Raw genomic sequence first — 17,817 nt, forward strand, 5'->3', positions numbered from 1 at the left:
CCCTCACCCCCACCACCACCCCCCCCCACCCCACACCCCCGTCCCCCCCACCCCCACCCCCCCACGCGCCCCCGCCAACGCCGACGCCAACACCAACGCCGACGCCAACACCGACGCCGACACCGACACCTGTCCCAACGCCGACGCCTGTCCCAACGCCGACGCCAGTGCCGACCCCAACCCCGGTGCCGACACCTGTACCAACGCCGGTTCCAACACCCGTGCCGACACCTGTACCGACTCCGGTACCGACACCGGTACCAACGCCTGTTCCTACGCCGGTGCCGACACCCGTCCCTGTGCCGACCCCCGTCCCGACGCCGGTGCCAACACCGGTGCCGGTGCCAACACCGGTCCCAGTGCCCACTCCCGTCCCCGTGCCGACACCGGTTCCAACGCCCGTCCCGACGCCACCGCTGCCGCCAATCGTGCAGCCACCGGCCAACACCGCCATCTCGGCCATCGTGGCCACCGGGAATTCGTCCGGGGGCGGCGCAGCGCGCGTATTCGACACCCTGATCGCCAACAGCTCCGGCGGCGACATGGGCCAGGTCATCACCGCTCTGGGCAAGCTGTCGACCGCGAAAGAAGTGTCCGATGCCGTCGGCCAGACCATCCCGCTGGCGGCCGGTGGCACTGCCGCCGCCATCGCCAGTACCATGAACCTGACCGACCGCGTGGTGCAAGCGCGCATCGAAGCCAATCGCGGCCTCTCGGCCGGCGACAGCTACGGCAACGAGCGCGCGCTGTGGGCCAAGCCGTTCGGCGCCTGGGCGCGCCAGAGCGACCGCGACGGCACGGCCGGCTACCAGGCCAATAGCGGCGGCCTGATCGTCGGGGCGGACGGCGTTGTCAGCAGCGCCGACCGGGTCGGCTTCGCCGTGACCTATGCCAAGACCAAGCTGGACGGCAACGGCGCGAGCCCGCAGTCGGCCGATATCGACCTGCTGCAACTGATGACCTACGGCAGCCACAACCTGGACGCCGACACCGACATCAGCTGGCAGCTCGACATGGGCACCAACAAGACCGAGGGCCGGCGGCTCATCAGCTTCGGCGGCCTGACGCGCACGGCCAACAGCGATTATCGCGGCACCAGCCTGCATGTCGCCGGCGGCCTCGCCCGCGTGCTGCGGCTCAGCGAGCAAACCAACATGACGCCATCGATGCGCCTGGACTACACCACCGTCAAGAACAAGGCCTACGCTGAAACCGGCGCCGGCGCCCTGAGCTTGCTGGTCAATAGCCAGCGCGCCAAGCAGTTCATCCTGTACGGCGACGTCAAGTTCAATCATTCGCCGTCGACGCAATTGACGTTCTCGGGCAACTTTGGGTTCGGCTACGATTTCCTGGCCGAGCAGACTGCGGTGGTGGCCACCTTTGCCGGTGGCGGACCGGCGTTCACCACCAGCGGCATCGATCCCAAGCCGCTGTTTGCGCGCGCCGGCGCCGGTGTGACGCTGCTACGGACCGGCAGCACCGAACTGACGGCGCGCTACGACGCGGAAGCGCATCGCGGTTTCCGGGCCCAAAGCATGTCGCTCAAACTGCGCAAGCAGTTCTGAGCGGCGCCGCGACCATGACTGAAGGAGGCCGATGTCGAACGACGTACCCGCATGGCGTTTGAAGAGCAGTTTGAGCGGCATCGAGTGGCCGGCTGTCCCGGATGTGCGGGGCAGCCTGGTCTACTCCCTGTTCCGCCAGATGGAAAGCGAGCAATGGCTGGCCCCGCAGGAGATCGCGGCGCGCCAGTCGGTGCAGCTGGGGCAGATCGTGCGGCATGCCGCGCTGAACGTCCCCTGGTACCGCGAGCACTGGCCGCCCGGCCTGCTCGCGCGGCTAAGCGATGGTGAGGCGCTGTCCGCCGAGGCCTTCGCAAGCCTGCCGTGCTTGCGCAGGCGCGATCTGCAGGCGCAGTTTGTGCAGCTGCAAAGCGGCGCGCTGCCGGCCGAACACGGCCCGCTCACCGACAGCAGCAGTTCGGGCTCCACCGGCACTCCGGTACGCTTGCGCAAAACCTACCTGAACCAGCTGATATGGGAAGCGCTGACCTTGCGCGACCACGCATGGCACCGGCGCGACTTGCAGCAAACGCTATGCATCATCCGGCGCGGCGAGGCGGACCAGGCCGACAACTGGGGCTTACCCACCCGCATGTTCCACACCGGCCCGGCCTATCTGTGTCCGGTCAGCGTGGATGTCCAGGCCCAGCTGGCGTGGCTGGTCGAGCGCGCGCCCGGCTATCTGCTGACCTATCCCTCGCTCGCCCTGCAACTGGCCAGCCTGGCGCTCGCGCAAGGCGTGCGCTTGCCGGGCCTGCGCGAAGTGCGCACCTTCGGCGAACCGCTCGATGCGCAGGTGCGCCAGGCATGCCACGAGGCGTGGGGCGTGCCGGTCAACGATACCTATTCTTCCGAGGAATTCGGCTACCTCGCCATCCGCTGCCCGCACAGCGGCCACTATCATGTTCAATCCGAAAACGTCCTGCTCGAAGTGCTGGACGACGATGACCAAGCCTGCGCGCCGGGCGTGTGCGGACGGGTGGTGGTCACCGGCTTGCTGAATTTCGCGATGCCCCTGATCCGTTACGAGCTGGGCGACATGGCCGAAGCCGGCCCGCCCTGCCCCTGCGGACGCGGCCTGCCCGTGCTGACGCGCATCCTTGGACGCACCCGCAACATGCTGGTGACGGCCGACGCCAAACGCTACTGGCCCACCTTCGGCTTTCGCGACAGTGCCGCAGGCGTTGGCAGCGGCGGTCCGCGCATCATCCAGCGCCAGGTGGTCCAGACCGCGCTCGACCATGTGCAAATCCGCTATGTCAGCGCCAGCGCGCTCGCGCCGGAGGAAGAAGGCCGGCTGGCGGCGCAGGTGGCGCAGCGTTTGCCGCCGGGCGTGAGCGTGAGCGCGCAGCGGGTGGACGCGATTGCGCGCAGCGCGAACGGCAAATTCGAGGAGTTTGTGTCGGCCATGACGGCGCCGCCGGACGCGCCGTGACGGCGTTCAGGCGGCCCGCTGTCCCTGCAACATCCATTTGACGTAGCGGCTTTCCGGGGTGGCGGGCCGGTGCCCGGCCAATTCCCGCTCCGACAGCGGCTCGCAGCGCACGCCGGCCAGGCCGGCGGCGCGGGCACTGTGGATCAGCTCATCCTCCGAGGCGACCGCATGGGTAATTTTGGCCGCGCAGAATGCGCGCACGATCCCTTCGAGTTCATGCTCCGTCAGCATGGGCAGGCAGCGCGCCGCGCTGCGCTGGGCGGCCAGGCTGGCGCCGACCATGCTGTCAACCTGCTCCGGAGAGTACGATAGCAGCGGCGAGCCATGCCGCGCGCGCACGCTCTGGTACAGCAGCAAGCTGCCCGCCACGTCCAGCCGCGCCGCCAGATGGCCGACCAGCGCGGCGCGCGCGTCCGGCGCAATAAAACTGAGCAGGGAATGGGTCAGCACCAGGTCGTAGCGGCGTTCGGCCGGGCCGGGCGGTGCGCCCAGGTCGCACACTTCCAGCGCCACCGGAAAGCCCATCGCGGCCGCGTACTGGCGGCACAGCGCCAGCGGCACCGGGGAGCGGTCGGCGACGCGCACGTCCAGCCCCGCGATGTCCGCGCCGAAGGCTTCGTGCAGCACCGACAGCAGCCCGCAATCGGCGCTGCCGGCGACGTACACCGAAGCGATGGGCCGCGCGCGCGCCAGCGCCCGTACATGGCGCACGATGTGCGCGCGCTCGCTGTCCAGGCCACTGATGATGCCCAACAATTGCAGCACCACCCAGCCGGCATGGTAAGCCGATTGCATCGGCAGCAAGGCCGGCAAGGCATGCAGCAGTTGGCCGCGCCGCGCCGCATGGCCGTAGGCAGCGCAGGGCGGCGCCGTCACCGCGCGCGTGCCCGCTCGGCCGACAGGTCGGCCGCCGCGAGCGCGTAACGCGCCACGGCCTGCTGGTCCAGCGTGACGCCGAAGCCGGGGCCGGGCGGCAGGCGGGCCTGGCCATCCCGGATGTCGATGGTTTCGTTGATGATGTCGCCGACGAAGCGTTCGAGCGCGGAACCATAGCCGACGAACTCGCCGACAGCGGGATGGGCGGCGGCAAAGTGCAGCAGGGCCGCCGTGCCCACGCCCAGGGTATGTTTCGAGCCCAGGTTGCACTGCAAGCCACCAGCGTCGGCGATCGCCACGATGGCCGAGGAAGCGCGCAAGCCGCCGGACTTCGCCAGCTTGACCGTGATGATGTCGGCCGCGCGCGCACGCACCACGCGCATGGCGTCGGCCGGGCTCAATACGCTTTCGTCGGCCGCGATGGGCGCATGCGCGCGCTCGGTGATCAGCTGCATGCCCTCGATATCCCACCAGGCGCACGGCTGCTCGATGCATTCGAGTTCGCACTCCTGCAAGGCGGCATCGACGGCCAGCGTCGCCTTGCAGTGCCAGGCCTGGTTGGGATCGATCTCGATGCGCGCGCTGGCGCCCACGGCGCGCTGCACCGCGCGCGCCATGCGGATATCGTGGCGCCAGTCGGCGCTGCCCTTCAGGGTGAGCAGGCGGTAGCCCATCTCGGCCAACGCGCAGGCCGACCGCACCGCCGCGCCTTCGTCCGGCATCGCCATGCTGCGCGAGAGGGCAAAGCGTTCGCGCGTTGCGCCGCCGAGCAGGTCGGCCACGGACATGCCGAGGTGGCGCGCCTTCAGGTCGTGCAGCGCCAGGTCAATGGCGCACAGGGAAGTGGGAAAGGCGTGGCGTTCCGACGACAAGCCCGCCAGTGTCTGCAAGATGGTGACGATGCGCGCGCCATCCTCGCCCAGCAGCAGCGGGCCGCTGACCTCGGCGAGGCGGCGGAACACGGAGTCGGCGCTTTCGCCGTCGCGCGCGGGGAAAATGATCGAGGCCTCGCCCAGGCCCACGCTGCCGTCGAGCGCGGTCAGGCGCAGCAGCACCTTCTCGCCCACCTCCAAGCGGCCGCGCGACGATTGCATCGGCGCGATATACGGCACGCGCACCTTCCACACTTGCACCCGCACGATCGTCAGCGGCGCGTCACGCGCACTTCCAGGAGAAAAATCAGCCATGAGCACATCACGCCAGTAAGGTCGGGCCATCGGACATCCGCTGCGCCGGCACGTCGTGCGGGCCGGCACAGGACTTTTGCAGCGCCGGTCGCGGGACCGGCGCACGGGCTATTGTACTGTCAACCCGGGCACTGCGGAGCGGCTCAGATTCCGCTGGCCATCAAGCCTTCGGTATGGCCCGACCAGATGTTCCCGCTGCGCAGGAAGGGCTCGGTTTTCATCAGCGAAAACCGCAAGCCGACTTCGTCCCAGCCGTAGCGGTCCACTTCCACCCGCTCGCGCTCGACCCGCACCACGTTGAAGGAATTGACCTCACCCCGGCCGCGCGTCGAGGTCGCGGTGCCCGCCTGCACCACCAGCGCCGCGTACTCGCTCATCTGGTAACGCTCCGAAGTGTTGCCGGCATGGCTGGTATGCATATGCCCCGACAACAGCAAGTCCACCCCGCAATCGGCAAACGCCTTCATCGCCATCGGCGCGCGGTCGACCAGGTCGTCGTCATCCGCGCTCATGGGCAGGTCGAACGGATGATGGGTCACGATGATGCGCGTGATGGCCGGGTCCAGCCCGTCGAGCTGCTTGCGGATCATGGCCACCTGTTCGTCATTGACCCGGCCATCCTTGAAGGTCAGCGAGCGCGCGGTGTTCACCCCCAGCACGGCGATTTCTTCATCCACGTAGATCGGATCGAGGTCGTCGGTGATGTAGCGCTTGTAGCGCGTCAAGGGCTGCAAAAAGCGCCGGAACACGTTGTACAGCGAAATATCGTGATTGCCCGGCACGATGATCTGCGGACCCGGCAGGGTGTCGAGCCAGGCCTTGGCCGCCTCGAATTCCTCGCTCTTGGCGCGCTGGGTCAGGTCGCCCGACACCACCACCACGTCCGGCGCGATGCGTTCGACCAGTTCGCGCAGCGGCGCCAGCAGTTTTTCGTCGACCCGGCCGAAATGCAGGTCTGAAAGATGAACCAAAGTACGCATGCTAACTCCTCAAGTTGGGACGACGACCGTCAGCGCGGCCGGGCGGATCCGGTAGCGCAGCGGCGTCGTCATGACGCTCACTTCGCCATCCGTGGCCACGCGCAGGCGCTTGTGGCGGGTGGCGATTTCCATGTCTTCCACGGCAAGCACGTCGAAATCGCGTTCCTGCGCCAGGCTGCCCCACAGGGCGCTCCAGCCCAGCCGCAGCAATCCCAGGCGGCCGGGACGCTGCGCCACGTACAGGCTCAGCTTGCCGCCATCGAGGCGCTGGCGCTCGCCCACGCTCAAGCCCTGCATCGTGTATTCGTTATTGCCGATGAAGACGAACGGTGTGCGCCGCGCATGTTCCTGCTCGCCCACCGTCAGGCGCAGGCTGAGAAAGGGATAGCGGCGCAGCGCCGTCAAGGTGGCCCAGCCGGCCGCCAGCCACTTGCCGCGCCCGAGCCGGCGCTGCTGCTTTTCGCGGTCGCGCACGATGTCCGGATACAGGCCGAGGCTAGAATTGTTGAGGAAAATCGTGCCGTTCACCTCGCCCACATCGACCTGGGTGCGACGGCCCTGGGCCACGTTGCGGATCGCCTCGTCCAGCGCCAGCGGAATGCCGAGGTCCTTGGCGAAATGGTTCAGGGTGCCCATCGGCAGCACGCCGAAGGCCACCTCGCTGCCGACCAGCTGCGAAGCGACCGCATTGATGGTGCCGTCGCCGCCGCCGGCCACCACGATCTGCTTGCCGCTGGCGCGCGCCGCGCGGGCGGCCTCGATCAACTCGCTGCCGCCGCGCGCCAGGGTCACGTGCGCGTCCAGGCCGTGGGCGGCGAACTTGGCGCGCAGCTCGGCGGCGCGCTGGTCGTCGTGGCCGCTGCCGGCACTGCCGTTGATGATGACTGCGATCGGGGTCAGGATGAAGCTCCTCGGGATTGGTTCAGGGTTGGGGAAATGCGCTATTCGGTGATGCGCGCCGCGCGCTGGCGGCGCAGGGTCGAGCACGAGGTGATGCACACCGCCAGCCAGCCGCAGCCTTCGACCATGGCCGCCAGCACGTCGCTCAGGTAATGGGCGCCGAGATAGACCCGGCTCAGGGCCACCAGCGCGACCATGGCACAGGCGCCCAGCACCACCAGCAGGCGCACGCGCCAGCGCGGCAGCACGCACACCAGATAAGCCGCCAGCAAGCCGTAGAACACGGTCGCGCCCAGGGTATGGCCGCTGGGGAAGCTGTAGGTGGACAAGGTCAGCAGCGGCTCGTCGAAGCTCGGCCGCGCGCGCTGGAAGATATATTTGAGCATGACGTTGAGCAGCTGGCCGCCCGGCACCGCCAGCACCAGGCAGATCAGCCAGTAGCGCGCTTTGTTGAAATAAAAATAGAGGCCCAGCGCGCTCGCCATCAGCGACACGCCCAGCACGTCGTGGGTGTTGGTGATGAACAGCATGGGGCCGGTCCAGGCGCTGTTCTTGTGTCCGTGGAACCAGTTGGCCAGGAAGGCGTCAAGTACGGTGATGTCATCATGCGAGACGACATCGGCCGCCAGGTTGCCGAACAGTGCGGCGGCCAGCATCATCAGCACGGCGCCGATGGTGACGTGCAGGCCGAGCTCGCCTTCGGGACTGAGGCGGGCGGCGACGAAGCTGCGCACGCGGGGATGGAAAGGGATCACGGTTGGACGATGGGCAACGGCCGGCACCAGCGGCACGGCAACGTTTGCAATCGTACACGAGGCGCCACCCTTTGCAGCGCACAGACCGCCAGGAAGCTGCCCCGCCCGGCGCTATTCGAGGGTGTTGACCAGCTCCAGCAGCGCGGCGTGATCGAGCGGCTTGTTCATGAACGCGGTCGCGCCCTGGCGCAGCGCCCAGATGCGGTCCGAATCCATATCCTTGCTGGTGAGCAGGATGACCGGGATATGCCAGGTGGTTTCATCGCTGGTGATGGCGCGCGTGGCCTGGAAACCGTTCAGGTTGGGCATGACCACATCCATGATGATCAGGTCTGGCAGCTCGCTGCGCGCCATCGCCACCGCTTCCACGCCGTCGGTGGCGAGGATCACGCGGTGCCCGTGGGCCAGCAGCAGTTCGGAGACGATCAGGCGCTGCACCAGCGAATCGTCGACGACGAGGATTTTTTGACTAGCCATGACAAATCGATTTCAATGGGCGGAGGGGGAAGGCGCCACCTCCTCCGCTACTTTACGTTCGGGACAATAGCGCCAGTAAAAGGCATCGGGACGCAGGCCGAATTCTTTCTGCAACTCCTGGCAGACGATGGTTTCGGCCAGGTACAGTGCCTTCAGGTTGGTGGTCCGGCTGACCGTGACGTACACGCGCAAGGTCTTGGTCGAACTGGAGTTATGCAGTTCGAGGGCGGTGACATCGAGTTCCATGCTCCGCAACTTGTTTCTGACGTAGCGCGCCACGTCTTTCCGCACCGTGTTGTACAGCGCGGAATTGACCGCCTTTGGGTCAGGCATGAATAGAACCCCAATCAATGAACGAGCGCCACAGGCTCCCGCGGGCACTGCTGACGGCACACAAAACCGGTTTTACCTGGTCCACCGGGCATGGGCGTAACAATCAACATGATACGTCAGATCATATTGCGTAACAGCCAGCTTGGGCGCAGTATCGCCGCGACTTGCACAGTAGTCAATCAAATTGTTGCTGTGCGCCAAATATTACACCTCGCGCAGCCCAACCAGCGGCTTGTTGAGCGAACGCAGATGCCGCAGTCAAGCCGCGTCAAACGCCGGCATGAGGCGGGTAGCGCAAGGTGGGCGGATGGAGATGAATCAAACCCGGCGCTGGAAGCTTCTTACAAAATCGGCAAAACAGCAGCGCCCCCATCCCTTCCCGCCGGAGAAACCTGTGCGATTGAACCGATTAGCCACCCTCCTCGCCGCGCTGACCGTGTTCTGGTCCGCGCCCGCACCAGCGTCGCTGCTGTCAATCACGCCCGACGTCCGCAGCGTCACCCTGGCACCCGGAGCGGCCTGGGATGCCACGGGCACCATCACCAACCTGAGCGGCTTCGACCTGCTCAGCACGGAGATATTCCTTGAGTTCAGCGCTTACCCGCATGCCACGCTGGCGCCGTACCAGCGCCTGGGCGGGGTTGAATTTACCATTGGCGACCGGACGATCTCGCGCTTGACCGAACTGTTCCACGTTGACATCGCGCCCGACGCCGCGCGCGGCCTGGCCTGGTCCATGGATGTATTCGCGGCCGATGTGCGTGGCAATTTCAGCGACGTCACCACCTATTCCTTCTATATCGATGGCCCTGCGGTCGCGGTGCCGGAGCCGTCCACGCTGCCGCTGCTGGCCGCCGGATTCATCGCACTGCTGGCCGGCGCCGGCCTGGCGCGGCCGCGCACTGTCCATCCCGGCCGCTCAGGAGGCTGACATGGTCAAGCTTGCAGCCGCAACCAAGGTCGTGCTGGGGGAGCCGGGGATTGAACATGTCGACGGCCAGGTGTTCCTCAATCTGCACATCATGAACGTGGGCGAGGCGCCGCTCGGCAATCTGCACATCGGCGCGATGACGCTCGGCGGCGCGCAGCGCAGCAGCCCGCCGGGATTTCCCATCGTGATCGATCTCATCGGCGCCAGTTCCACCGGCCATGTGAGCGCGCGTTTTTCCAGCGAAGCGCTGGCCGTGGGCGGCAAATACCTGTTCACGCTCAGCGGGACCTACACGGTTGGCGCTGTCGCACACGGGCTGAGCCTGAACCGCTTCATCCGCCTGCCTGCCGCCACGGCCGCCACGCTGCCGGGCCTGAAGGCGCGGGTGGCGTCGTCCTCCCGGGGCCATTACTGGAACTACACGCTCTTCAACGACGAGAGCGCCGCCAGCCGCAAGTCGCTCGCCACCTTTTCCCTGTCGATCGGCGCGCCGGTGGCCGTCACCGGCATCCCCGCCGGCTGGGCGGTGGAAACCGACGGCCAGACCTTTGTGCTGTGGTACGCCGCCGACGATGCGCCGCCCTACCCGCATCAGCTCGCGCCCGGCCACTCCTTGCCGGGATTTCAATTGATGAGCACCCGAACCCGGTCGGAAGCCAGCCCGGCCGCGCTGACCTCCTGGAACCACGCCAGCGACGAGGCCGGCCCCGTCGTCACCGACTACGTGATGACGCCGTACCGGCGTGCCTGAACCCATTGAATGCATGTATGACGCGGGAGAAAGTATGGATGCCACTCGTTCGGCCATGTCGGCACTGGCGCATGCGCTGCGGCGCTGGACGCGCGCCGCCACGCCGGCCAGCCCGGCCGGGGATGACACCGGCTTCGACCATTTTGCGCGATCGCTGGGCAGCCAGGTCGGGCGCCGTGACGTGATGAAAGTGGCGCTGTTCGGGACGGTCTCGGCGCTGCTCGGCAGCGTCGGCGTGAAGCAGGCATGGGCCGCGGCCAACTGCCTGTGCGGCCGCCAGCTGTACGACGTGGCGACCCAATGCTGCACGCCGGCCGGGGTGCGCCCCAAGCATCCGCTGGCGGACCTGGCGGCCTGCCCCGAGCGGGTCGCTCACCCCGGCTACGTCTGCCGTCCGAACGGCTGCGGCGCCGCCGGCGGACAATCCTTCCCCGCCGCGTTCGGCGCGGCGCGCTTTGGCGCCTGTTGCGACGGCCACGACTGCTGTTGGGGCAACTGCAACAGCAGCCGGCCACGCTGCGACGGCGATTTCGCCGGCTGCCTGCGCGACGCCTGCGATGCCGCTTATCCGCCGCTCCTCAATGCGCTCGGCCTGGACAGCAACCGGATCCGGCGTTCCTCGTGCCGCGCCACGGCGCGCGCTTACTTTGACGGCGTCGAGAGCGCCACCTGGGGCACGCCGGCTTACGTCGCGGCGCAGCAGGCGGCCTGCGACTGCTGCGGCGCGCAAACCTGCAAGACCTGCCCCGGCGGCAGCTGCGAGGCCTTGCCTAGCTGCGAGGATCCCGGCTGCGTATGCTTCCAGACCATCGAAGGCACGGGATTTTGCCATCATCCGCAGGTGTGCGCGGGCTTGTCGAGCTGCACGTCCAGCGCCGGCTGCCCTCCCGGATGGGCTTGCGTCAGCGTCACTTGCTGCGGCAGCAATCCGGTTTGCATCCAGCCCTGCTTCGTCGTTGGCGGCCCCCGCGTGCCGCCCTTTGCCAAGGCGCCGGCGGCGGGACCGAGCACCGCCCGCAGGCACTGACCGGGGCAGGCACGCAGCACCATTCAAATCCAGCCACTGACCGGAGGTAATCGATGGGTATCCTGTTTGTCGTATGCGGCATTACGGTCGTGCTGGTCATGACCCTGGCCGGCGTGTCCAAGTTCGGCCACGCTGGTGAAACCGCCAGCTCCATGCGCGAGTTCGGCTTGCCCGCGCGCCTGGCGCAATGGACCGCTCCCGCGTTGCCTGCGGCGGAGCTCGGGATCGCCGCCTGCCTGCTCACGCCCGGCCTGGCATGGGCCGGCGCGCTGGCGGCGACCCTGTTCATGGCGCTGGTGACCATGCTGGTGACGGCCGCGCTGCTGCAAGACAAACATCCCAGCTGCAACTGCTTCGGACAGGTGCGTGCCGCGCCGGTCAGCTGGGGCGTTGCCCTGCGCAGCCTGCTGCTGACCCTGTGCGCCGCCTATCTGTTGTGGGACGGGCGCGCACGGCTCGATCACGGGCTGCTGGCCGAAACCGGCAAGCTGGGCGCGGCCATGCTGGCGTCGCTGGCCGTGGCGTGCATCGTTGTGCTGCAGGGCTGGCTGTCGCTGAACCTGGTGCGCCAGCAAGGGCGGCTGCTCTTGAAAATCGATAACCTGGAGCTGCGCCTGGCGGCGGCCGGCATTCCGGCAAGCCAGTCCGCGCCACTGACAGGTCCCCTGCCCGGCAGCCCCGCGCCCGCGTTCAGCGCCGTCACGCTGGCGGAGATGCCGGTCTCCTCGACGGCGCTGCTCGGCGACGGCACACCGACGCTGCTCCTGTTCGTGAGCGCCGACTGCGCACCGTGCCAGAACCTGCTGGCCGGCCTGCTGGCATGGCGCGCCGCGCATCCGTCCCAGGAGCGGCTGGTGACCGTGACCAGCGGGACAGCCCAGGCCAACCGCGACAAGCTCGGTGGCCTGATCGGCGGCGATGCCCTGCTCCAGGAAGAACGCGAAATCAACGCCCTGTTCGGGGTGATGGCGACGCCCAGCGCCTTGCTGATTGGCGCCGACGGCAGCATCGCCGCACCGATGGCCATCGGCAAGGACCAGATCATGGCGCTGGTCCAGGCCCCGTCCGGGCAGGGCGGCGGCGAGCGGCGGCGGCCACACATCGCCTATTCCTGACGGGCAACGAGGCCGATGCCGCAAAACGACAAACAACTGTTTATTTATACAGTACCTGTGGATTCATACAGTAGTTGTGCTATTCTTGAATCACTCGATCAACGCACACCCACAAAGGAATTCGTCATGACTCCACTGAACGGTAACTTCGGCCTCGAATACGCTCCCACCCCATTCCTGATGCGCCTCGGCCGCCGCGAAGTGCTGGTGACGCGCGATTTCCGCAAGCGCTTCTACACGGTCAACCCCATCATCGAATGCGACACTGGCGTCGAGCCAGGCCATGTGGAAGTGCTGCTGATGCGCCGCTGGCTGCTGATCCTCTCCAAGGCGCATTAAACGCATATGCAAAGCTGATTTAATTCGTGTTCTTTCCGGTGGGGGGCATTTATGCTTTTATTCCCCGAACTTGCCACCGAGAGAGAGCGCACCATGCTGTTAAAAAAAATAAGCCAGTCGCTGATCGCACTGACCCTGCTGTCACAAGCTGCCATCGCCGCTGATGTTACCTTGCTCAATGTGTCGTACGATCCGACCCGCGAGCTGTACCAGGACGTCAATACCGCATTTGCCAAGCAATGGAAAGCCAAGACGGGCGACAACGTCTCGATCAAGCAATCCCACGGCGGTTCGGGCAAGCAAGCCCGCGCGGTGATCGACGGGCTGGAAGCGGACGTGGTCACGCTCGCGCTGGCCTACGACATCGACGCCATCGCCGAGCGCGGCAGCGTGTCGCCCCAGTGGCAAAAGCGCTTGCAGCACAACAGCGCCGCCTACACGTCCACGATCGTGTTTTTGGTACGCAAAGGCAATCCGAAAGGCATCAAGGATTGGAACGACCTGGTCAGGCCGGGTGTCGCCGTGATCACGCCGAACCCCAAGACCTCGGGCGGGGCGCGCTGGAACCACCTTGCTGCCTGGGGCTACGCCCTGCGCCAGCCGGGCGCCACCGAAGCGACGGCCAAGGAATTCATCAGCAAGCTGTATAAAAACGTGCCGGTGCTCGATTCCGGCGCGCGCGGCGCGACCACGACGTTTGTGGAACGCGGCATCGGTGACGTGCTGATCGCCTGGGAAAACGAAGCGCTGCTGGCGATCAAGGAACTCGGCCCGGACAAGGTCGACATTGTCGCCCCATCGCTCAGCATCCTGGCCGAACCGCCGGTTGCCGTGGTCGACAAGGTGGTCGACAAGCGTGGCACGCGCAAGGTGGCGGAAGCCTATCTGCAATTCCTGTACACCGATGAAGGCCAGGAAATCGCGGCCAAGAATTACTACCGTCCGGTGGTGCCGAAGATTGCCGCCAAATACGCCGCGCAGTTCCCCAAGGTCAAGCTGTTCACCATTGATGAAGTGGCCGGCGGCTGGACCAAGGCCCAGAAGGCCCACTTCGCCGATGGCGGCGTGTTCGACCAGGTTTACCTGACCGGCAAGAAGTAATAATGTAGCCCGTTCGGGCAACCGTTCAAGCGCGGAGCCGTCGCCTCCGCCGAGTGTCATCCTGGCGCGAAGGCGATGGCTCCGGCTCCCAGCGATGCGACGACTCCCTGCGATGCGGCCGCTCCATGCGCGACTTCGGCTCCCCGCGAGGCGTGGGCTCCTGCGAAGCGTCAGCTCCTGCGAGGCGGCGACTCCCCGTGAGGCGTCGGCTCCTGCGAAGCGTCAGTTCCTGCAAGGCGGCGACTCCCCCATGAGGCGTCGGCTCCTGCGAAGCGTCAGCTCCTGCGAGACGGCGGCTCTTGCGAAGCGGCGGCTCCATACGTGGCCTCGACACCATGCGATGCGGCGGCTCCTGCGAGGCATCGGCATGCGATGAATCTGCGCGCGCACCCTCGACAGTCGCACCTCCCTCACGCCGCCTCCGCGCCCCTCCTCCACGTCTGTTTCATCACGCCGCTCCCCGGCGGCATCAAGCCCTTAACCGGGGTATGATCGGAGCGCCAAGGAACTCTTCCCGGCCACACTGCAACTACGAGGAGACGTCAACGATGACACGCATGACCGCTAAAGATTTCGATCCCGAAGTGCTGAAGTTATTCGACCAGTACGTACACGGCCAGCTCGACCGCCGCGGCTTCCTCTCGCAGGCGGGCCGCTACGCGGTCGGCGGCGCCACGGCGGCCGGCATGCTGGCGGCGCTCTCCCCCAGTTTCGCGGCCCAGGTGGTGGCGCCCACCGACCCGCGCATCAAGGCCAGCTACGTCGAATATCCCTCGCCCCAGGGCTACGGCACACTGCGCGGCTACCTGGTGCAGCCCGCCAATGCCAAAGGCAAGCTGCCGGCCGTGCTGGTCGTGCACGAAAACCGCGGCCTCAATCCGCACATCGAAGACATCGCCCGCCGCGTCGCCCTCGACAACTATATCGCCTTCGCTCCCGATGCCCTGTTCCCGCTCGGCGGCTATCCCGGCGACGAAGACAAGGCGCGCGAACTGTTCGGCAAACTCGACCAGGCCAAGACGCGCGCCGATGTCGTCGAAGCGGCCGCCATCCTCAAGGCCCTGCCCAACAGCACCGGCAAGGTCGGCGTGGTCGGCTTCTGCTACGGCGGCGGCATCGCCAACTACCTGCCGACCGTGGTCAAGCACCTGGCCGCCTCGGTAGCGTTCTACGGTGCCCAGACGCCCGCCGCCGAAGTGCCCAAGATCAAAACGCCACTGCTGATCCACGACGCCGAAAAGGATGAACGCATCCTGGCCGGCTGGCCCGCGTACGAAGCGGCGCTCAAGGCCAACAAGGTCGAGTACCAGCACTACGTGTATCCGGGCGTCGAGCACGGCTTCAACAACGACACCACCCCGCGCTACGATGAAGCGGCCGCCAAGCTGGCCTGGCAGCGCACCATGGATTTCTTCAAGAAGCACTTGGGCTGACCGGCCCGCCATCCCCGCCAGCGCCTGGCGGGGATGGCCCTCCCGCACCCGGCCATCCGCCGGCAGCGGCGAACCAAACACCGTCCCGCGCTGTCTGTCCTTTGTGAGCTTACCCACGAAAGGATGCCTGATGAAACCCCGACTCAAACCCCTCAAGGAGCAGGTGATCGTGATCACCGGCGCCACCAGCGGCATCGGCCTGACCACGGCGCGCATGGCCGCCGACGAAGGCGCCAGCCTGGTGCTGGCCGCGCGCGGGCGCGATGCCCTCGAGCAGCTGGCCGGCGAGCTGCGCCTGCACGGCGCCAGGGTGGTCGCCGTCACCGCCGATGTGGGCGTGCCGCACGATGTGGCGCGCATCGGCCATGCCGCGCTCGAGCGCTTCGGCCGCGTCGATACCTGGATCAACAATGCCGGCGTGGCGATTTTCGGCAAGCTGGAAGATGTCACGCTGCAAGACCAGCAGCGCCTGTTCCAGACCAATTTCTGGGGCGTGGTGCACGGCTCGCTCGAAGCGCTCAAGCACATGAAGGCGCGCGGCGGCGCCCTGATCAACCTGGGCAGCGAAGTATCGGACGTGGCGCTGCCGCTGCAGGGGATGTACTCGGCATCGAAGCACGCGGTCAAAGGCTTCACGGATGCGCTGCGGATCGAGCTGGCGCACGATGGGGTGCCGGTATCGGTCACCCTGATCAAGCCGGCGGCGGTCGATACCCTGTTCACCGTGCATGCAAAAAACTATATGGACAGGGAACCAGCCCTGCCCCCGCCCATCTACGCGCCCGAACTGGTGGCGCAAGCCATCCTGTACGCGGCGCGCCATCCGCGCCGCGACGTGGTCGTGGGCGCGGCGTCGAGGCTGATGTCGCTCGCCGGCTTTCACCTGCCGTCGCTGATGGACCGCTACCTGCGGCGGGTGCTGTTTCGCAAGCAGATGCGCGAACCTTCCATGACGCGCGCCACGCAGCGCCGCCACGATGCCCTGCACGCACCCGACCCGGCCAATGCCATGCGCGAACGCCAGGGCATGGGCATGGTGGCGCGGGTGGCCGAATCGAGCACCTACACGGCGCTGTCGATGCGTACCAGGCCCTTGCTATGCGCGCTGTTAGGGGTGGGCGCCCTTTTTGCCGCCTGGCGCCTGTCCCGGCGGCGCACTGGCCATGAATGCTAGATCGTCCTCGTCGAGCGGGACCGAGGGAATCGATTCAATGTGGTCGACGTCGATGTCGGCGCCGTCGCGCACGGTGGTGTCGCGCCCGGCGGCGGCGCGCTCGCCGGTGCCGCTGGCATCGGTATCGCTGTCGAGGTCGGAGTCGCCGATGCCGGGACCGGCGCCACCGGCACTGCCCGCTTCAAGGTCGGAGGTGGTGCCGCTGCCGAGGTCGAGCACGTCGTCGCGCGCCAGGCCCGATGCGCCGACCAGGTCGCTGCCGCTGTCGGAGGAATCGCTGGGGCCGAGGGCGCCCGTACCGTGGCCGGTGCCGAGCTTGCGGTCCGGTGTTTCAGGAAAGTTATCGGGGTCGAGCGTGCTCGTGCCTGTCATGGTGCCTCCGGAAATGGTGGGTGCTGTGTGGTGACAGCGTACCCAAAATCGGCGGATGGTGTCGCACGGACAAGGTTGATAGATGGCGTACGAGGCTGCGGAGCGAACTTGCCCCCCCGCCGAGCGCCGCCTTGGCGCGGGGGCGACGGCTCTACAGGTGGTGGTCGAGCGGAACAGCTTACAGCTCCGCCATGCGGCACCGACCGATCAACAGGTAGAGGCCCCGCAGCTCAGGCAGGCGTTGTGGTTGCGGCCGGCCGCCAGTTCATGCGCTCGGTGATATCCATGCCGATCCCGCGATACCCCGTGAACCGGCTCGACGAATCGAACATCGGCTCGCCGCTCACTTGCAGGTACTGCACCGTGCCATCGGCGCGCGTGCGCGTGAAAATGAAATCGAGAAATGGCGTGCGGCTGGCGATATTCTCCTTCAGCTGGGCGCGCTCGTCCGGGTTCCAGCCGCCGTCGCCGTCGCTGTCGGCGCCGATGCCCAGCATCTCGCTGACGGGACCGGAAAACCGGGTCAGCTGGCCCTGCGCATCCTGCTCCCAGTACCAGTCCGACGACAGTTCGGTGAACCGCTGGAAGCGCGCTTCGCTGGCGCGCAGTTCGGCGGTGCGCTCCAGCACCGTCTGTTCGAGCTGGCGGTTGTAATCGGCCAGGCGGCGGTACAGCAGGCGCACTTCCAGCATGTTGTGGATGCGCGTCTGCACCTCGATCAGGTCGAATGGCTTGCTGACGAAATCCTTGGCGCCAGCCTTGAGCGCGCGCAGCTTGTGCCCTGGCTGGGCGGTAATCACCAGCACCGGCAGATAGCCGCCGCGCTCGATCAGCTTGAGTCCTTCGATCACTTCGAACCCGTCCATCTCCGGCATCTGCAGGTCGAGCAGGATCAGGTCGTAGGCGTGTTCGGCGTGGGCGGCGCACACGGTGCGCGGATCCTGAGTCGTGGAAATGTTGACGTAACCCGCGTTACGCAACATTTGTTCAAGCAGCATCACGTTCGCTTCCTGATCATCGACGATCAGGATGTTGCCGCTCAGGATTTCAGAAGGGTCAAGCATGTCGT

19 protein-coding genes are annotated in these 17,817 nt (G+C 66.9%); 10 read left to right on the forward strand and 9 right to left on the reverse strand.

From position 1 onward, the window contains the following. Nucleotides 1-428 precede the first annotated feature (428 nt). Both F2P44_RS30470 and F2P44_RS30475 read left to right on the forward strand, forming a co-directional pair. Nucleotides 429-1,565: an autotransporter outer membrane beta-barrel domain-containing protein gene (locus F2P44_RS30470; RefSeq protein WP_167093164.1), complete on the forward strand. Its 1,137-nt coding sequence runs from the start codon at nucleotides 429-431 to the stop codon at nucleotides 1,563-1,565. Nucleotides 1,566-1,596: 31 nt separating this feature from the next. Further along, nucleotides 1,597-2,997 (forward strand): phenylacetate--CoA ligase family protein, encoded by a 1,401-nt coding sequence (locus F2P44_RS30475; RefSeq protein ID WP_167093166.1) that lies wholly within the window; start codon nucleotides 1,597-1,599, stop codon nucleotides 2,995-2,997. 6 nt (nucleotides 2,998-3,003) lie between these two features. Here F2P44_RS30475 and F2P44_RS30480 read toward each other — a convergent pair whose 3' ends face one another. The 7 genes from F2P44_RS30480 to F2P44_RS30510 all read right to left on the reverse strand — a co-directional run bounded on the left by F2P44_RS30480 (nucleotide 3,004) and on the right by F2P44_RS30510 (nucleotide 8,505). Next, nucleotides 3,004-3,873, reverse strand: coding sequence for a class I SAM-dependent methyltransferase (locus F2P44_RS30480; RefSeq protein ID WP_167093168.1), 870 nt, complete (start codon nucleotides 3,871-3,873; stop codon nucleotides 3,004-3,006). Beyond that, nucleotides 3,870-5,090, reverse strand: coding sequence for a mandelate racemase/muconate lactonizing enzyme family protein (locus tag F2P44_RS30485; protein ID WP_167093170.1), 1,221 nt, complete (start codon nucleotides 5,088-5,090; stop codon nucleotides 3,870-3,872). Before F2P44_RS30485 ends, F2P44_RS30480 begins: the two co-directional genes overlap by 4 nt. A gap of 113 nt (nucleotides 5,091-5,203) precedes the next feature. Beyond that, the gene (locus F2P44_RS30490; RefSeq protein ID WP_167093172.1) at nucleotides 5,204-6,040 is read right to left on the reverse strand and encodes a metallophosphoesterase family protein; all 837 of its coding nucleotides are present in this window, start codon (nucleotides 6,038-6,040) and stop codon (nucleotides 5,204-5,206) included. A 9-nt stretch (nucleotides 6,041-6,049) separates the two neighbouring features. Further along, a complete protein-coding gene (locus F2P44_RS30495) occupies nucleotides 6,050-6,940 on the reverse strand; it encodes a diacylglycerol/lipid kinase family protein (protein WP_229423844.1) in 891 nt (296 codons plus the stop codon). Nucleotides 6,941-6,981: 41 nt separating this feature from the next. Continuing rightward, nucleotides 6,982-7,731: a phosphatase PAP2 family protein gene (locus tag F2P44_RS30500; protein ID WP_370662766.1), complete on the reverse strand. Its 750-nt coding sequence runs from the start codon at nucleotides 7,729-7,731 to the stop codon at nucleotides 6,982-6,984. Nucleotides 7,732-7,806: 75 nt separating this feature from the next. Beyond that, entirely contained in the window at nucleotides 7,807-8,172 is a 366-nt protein-coding gene (locus F2P44_RS30505) for a response regulator (protein ID WP_054263451.1), read from the reverse strand. Between the two features lie 12 nt (nucleotides 8,173-8,184). After that, entirely contained in the window at nucleotides 8,185-8,505 is a 321-nt protein-coding gene (locus F2P44_RS30510; protein ID WP_167093174.1) for a hypothetical protein, read from the reverse strand. Nucleotides 8,506-8,905: 400 nt separating this feature from the next. Between F2P44_RS30510 and F2P44_RS30515 the strand changes: the two genes are divergently transcribed. The 8 genes from F2P44_RS30515 (at nucleotide 8,906) to F2P44_RS30550 (ending at nucleotide 16,376) form a co-directional block, all read left to right on the forward strand. After that, nucleotides 8,906-9,436, forward strand: coding sequence for a PEP-CTERM sorting domain-containing protein (locus F2P44_RS30515; protein WP_167093184.1), 531 nt, complete (start codon nucleotides 8,906-8,908; stop codon nucleotides 9,434-9,436). A 1-nt stretch (nucleotide 9,437) separates the two neighbouring features. Further along, entirely contained in the window at nucleotides 9,438-10,187 is a 750-nt protein-coding gene (locus F2P44_RS30520; RefSeq protein WP_167093186.1) for a hypothetical protein, read from the forward strand. A 34-nt stretch (nucleotides 10,188-10,221) separates the two neighbouring features. Beyond that, nucleotides 10,222-11,214 carry a phospholipase A2 family protein gene (locus F2P44_RS30525; RefSeq protein ID WP_167093188.1) on the forward strand — a complete coding sequence of 331 codons (993 nt, stop codon included), beginning with the start codon at nucleotides 10,222-10,224 and terminating at the stop codon, nucleotides 11,212-11,214. 53 nt (nucleotides 11,215-11,267) lie between these two features. Beyond that, nucleotides 11,268-12,329, forward strand: coding sequence for a MauE/DoxX family redox-associated membrane protein (locus F2P44_RS30530; RefSeq protein ID WP_167093190.1), 1,062 nt, complete (start codon nucleotides 11,268-11,270; stop codon nucleotides 12,327-12,329). A 126-nt stretch (nucleotides 12,330-12,455) separates the two neighbouring features. Next, the gene (locus F2P44_RS30535; RefSeq protein ID WP_167093192.1) at nucleotides 12,456-12,668 is read left to right on the forward strand and encodes a hypothetical protein; all 213 of its coding nucleotides are present in this window, start codon (nucleotides 12,456-12,458) and stop codon (nucleotides 12,666-12,668) included. Between the two features lie 93 nt (nucleotides 12,669-12,761). Then, nucleotides 12,762-13,769: a sulfate ABC transporter substrate-binding protein gene (locus tag F2P44_RS30540; protein ID WP_167093194.1), complete on the forward strand. Its 1,008-nt coding sequence runs from the start codon at nucleotides 12,762-12,764 to the stop codon at nucleotides 13,767-13,769. Nucleotides 13,770-14,317: 548 nt separating this feature from the next. After that, nucleotides 14,318-15,202 carry a dienelactone hydrolase family protein gene (locus tag F2P44_RS30545; RefSeq protein ID WP_167093196.1) on the forward strand — a complete coding sequence of 295 codons (885 nt, stop codon included), beginning with the start codon at nucleotides 14,318-14,320 and terminating at the stop codon, nucleotides 15,200-15,202. 130 nt (nucleotides 15,203-15,332) lie between these two features. Then, a complete protein-coding gene (locus tag F2P44_RS30550) occupies nucleotides 15,333-16,376 on the forward strand; it encodes an SDR family oxidoreductase (protein WP_167093198.1) in 1,044 nt (347 codons plus the stop codon). On the opposite strand, the gene F2P44_RS30555 is transcribed toward F2P44_RS30550, so the two are convergent. Beyond that, complete coding sequence (locus F2P44_RS30555) at nucleotides 16,311-16,748, reverse strand: hypothetical protein (protein WP_167093200.1); 438 nt, start codon at nucleotides 16,746-16,748, stop codon at nucleotides 16,311-16,313. The two genes, F2P44_RS30550 and F2P44_RS30555, sit on opposite strands and share 66 nt — an antisense overlap. Nucleotides 16,749-16,978: 230 nt before the next feature. After that, complete coding sequence (locus F2P44_RS30560; RefSeq protein WP_167093202.1) at nucleotides 16,979-17,812, reverse strand: response regulator; 834 nt, start codon at nucleotides 17,810-17,812, stop codon at nucleotides 16,979-16,981. Nucleotides 17,813-17,817 lie beyond the last annotated feature (5 nt).

This window comes from Massilia frigida, assembly GCF_011682175.1.
Lineage (GTDB): Bacteria > Pseudomonadota > Gammaproteobacteria > Burkholderiales > Burkholderiaceae_D > Telluria_A > Telluria_A frigida.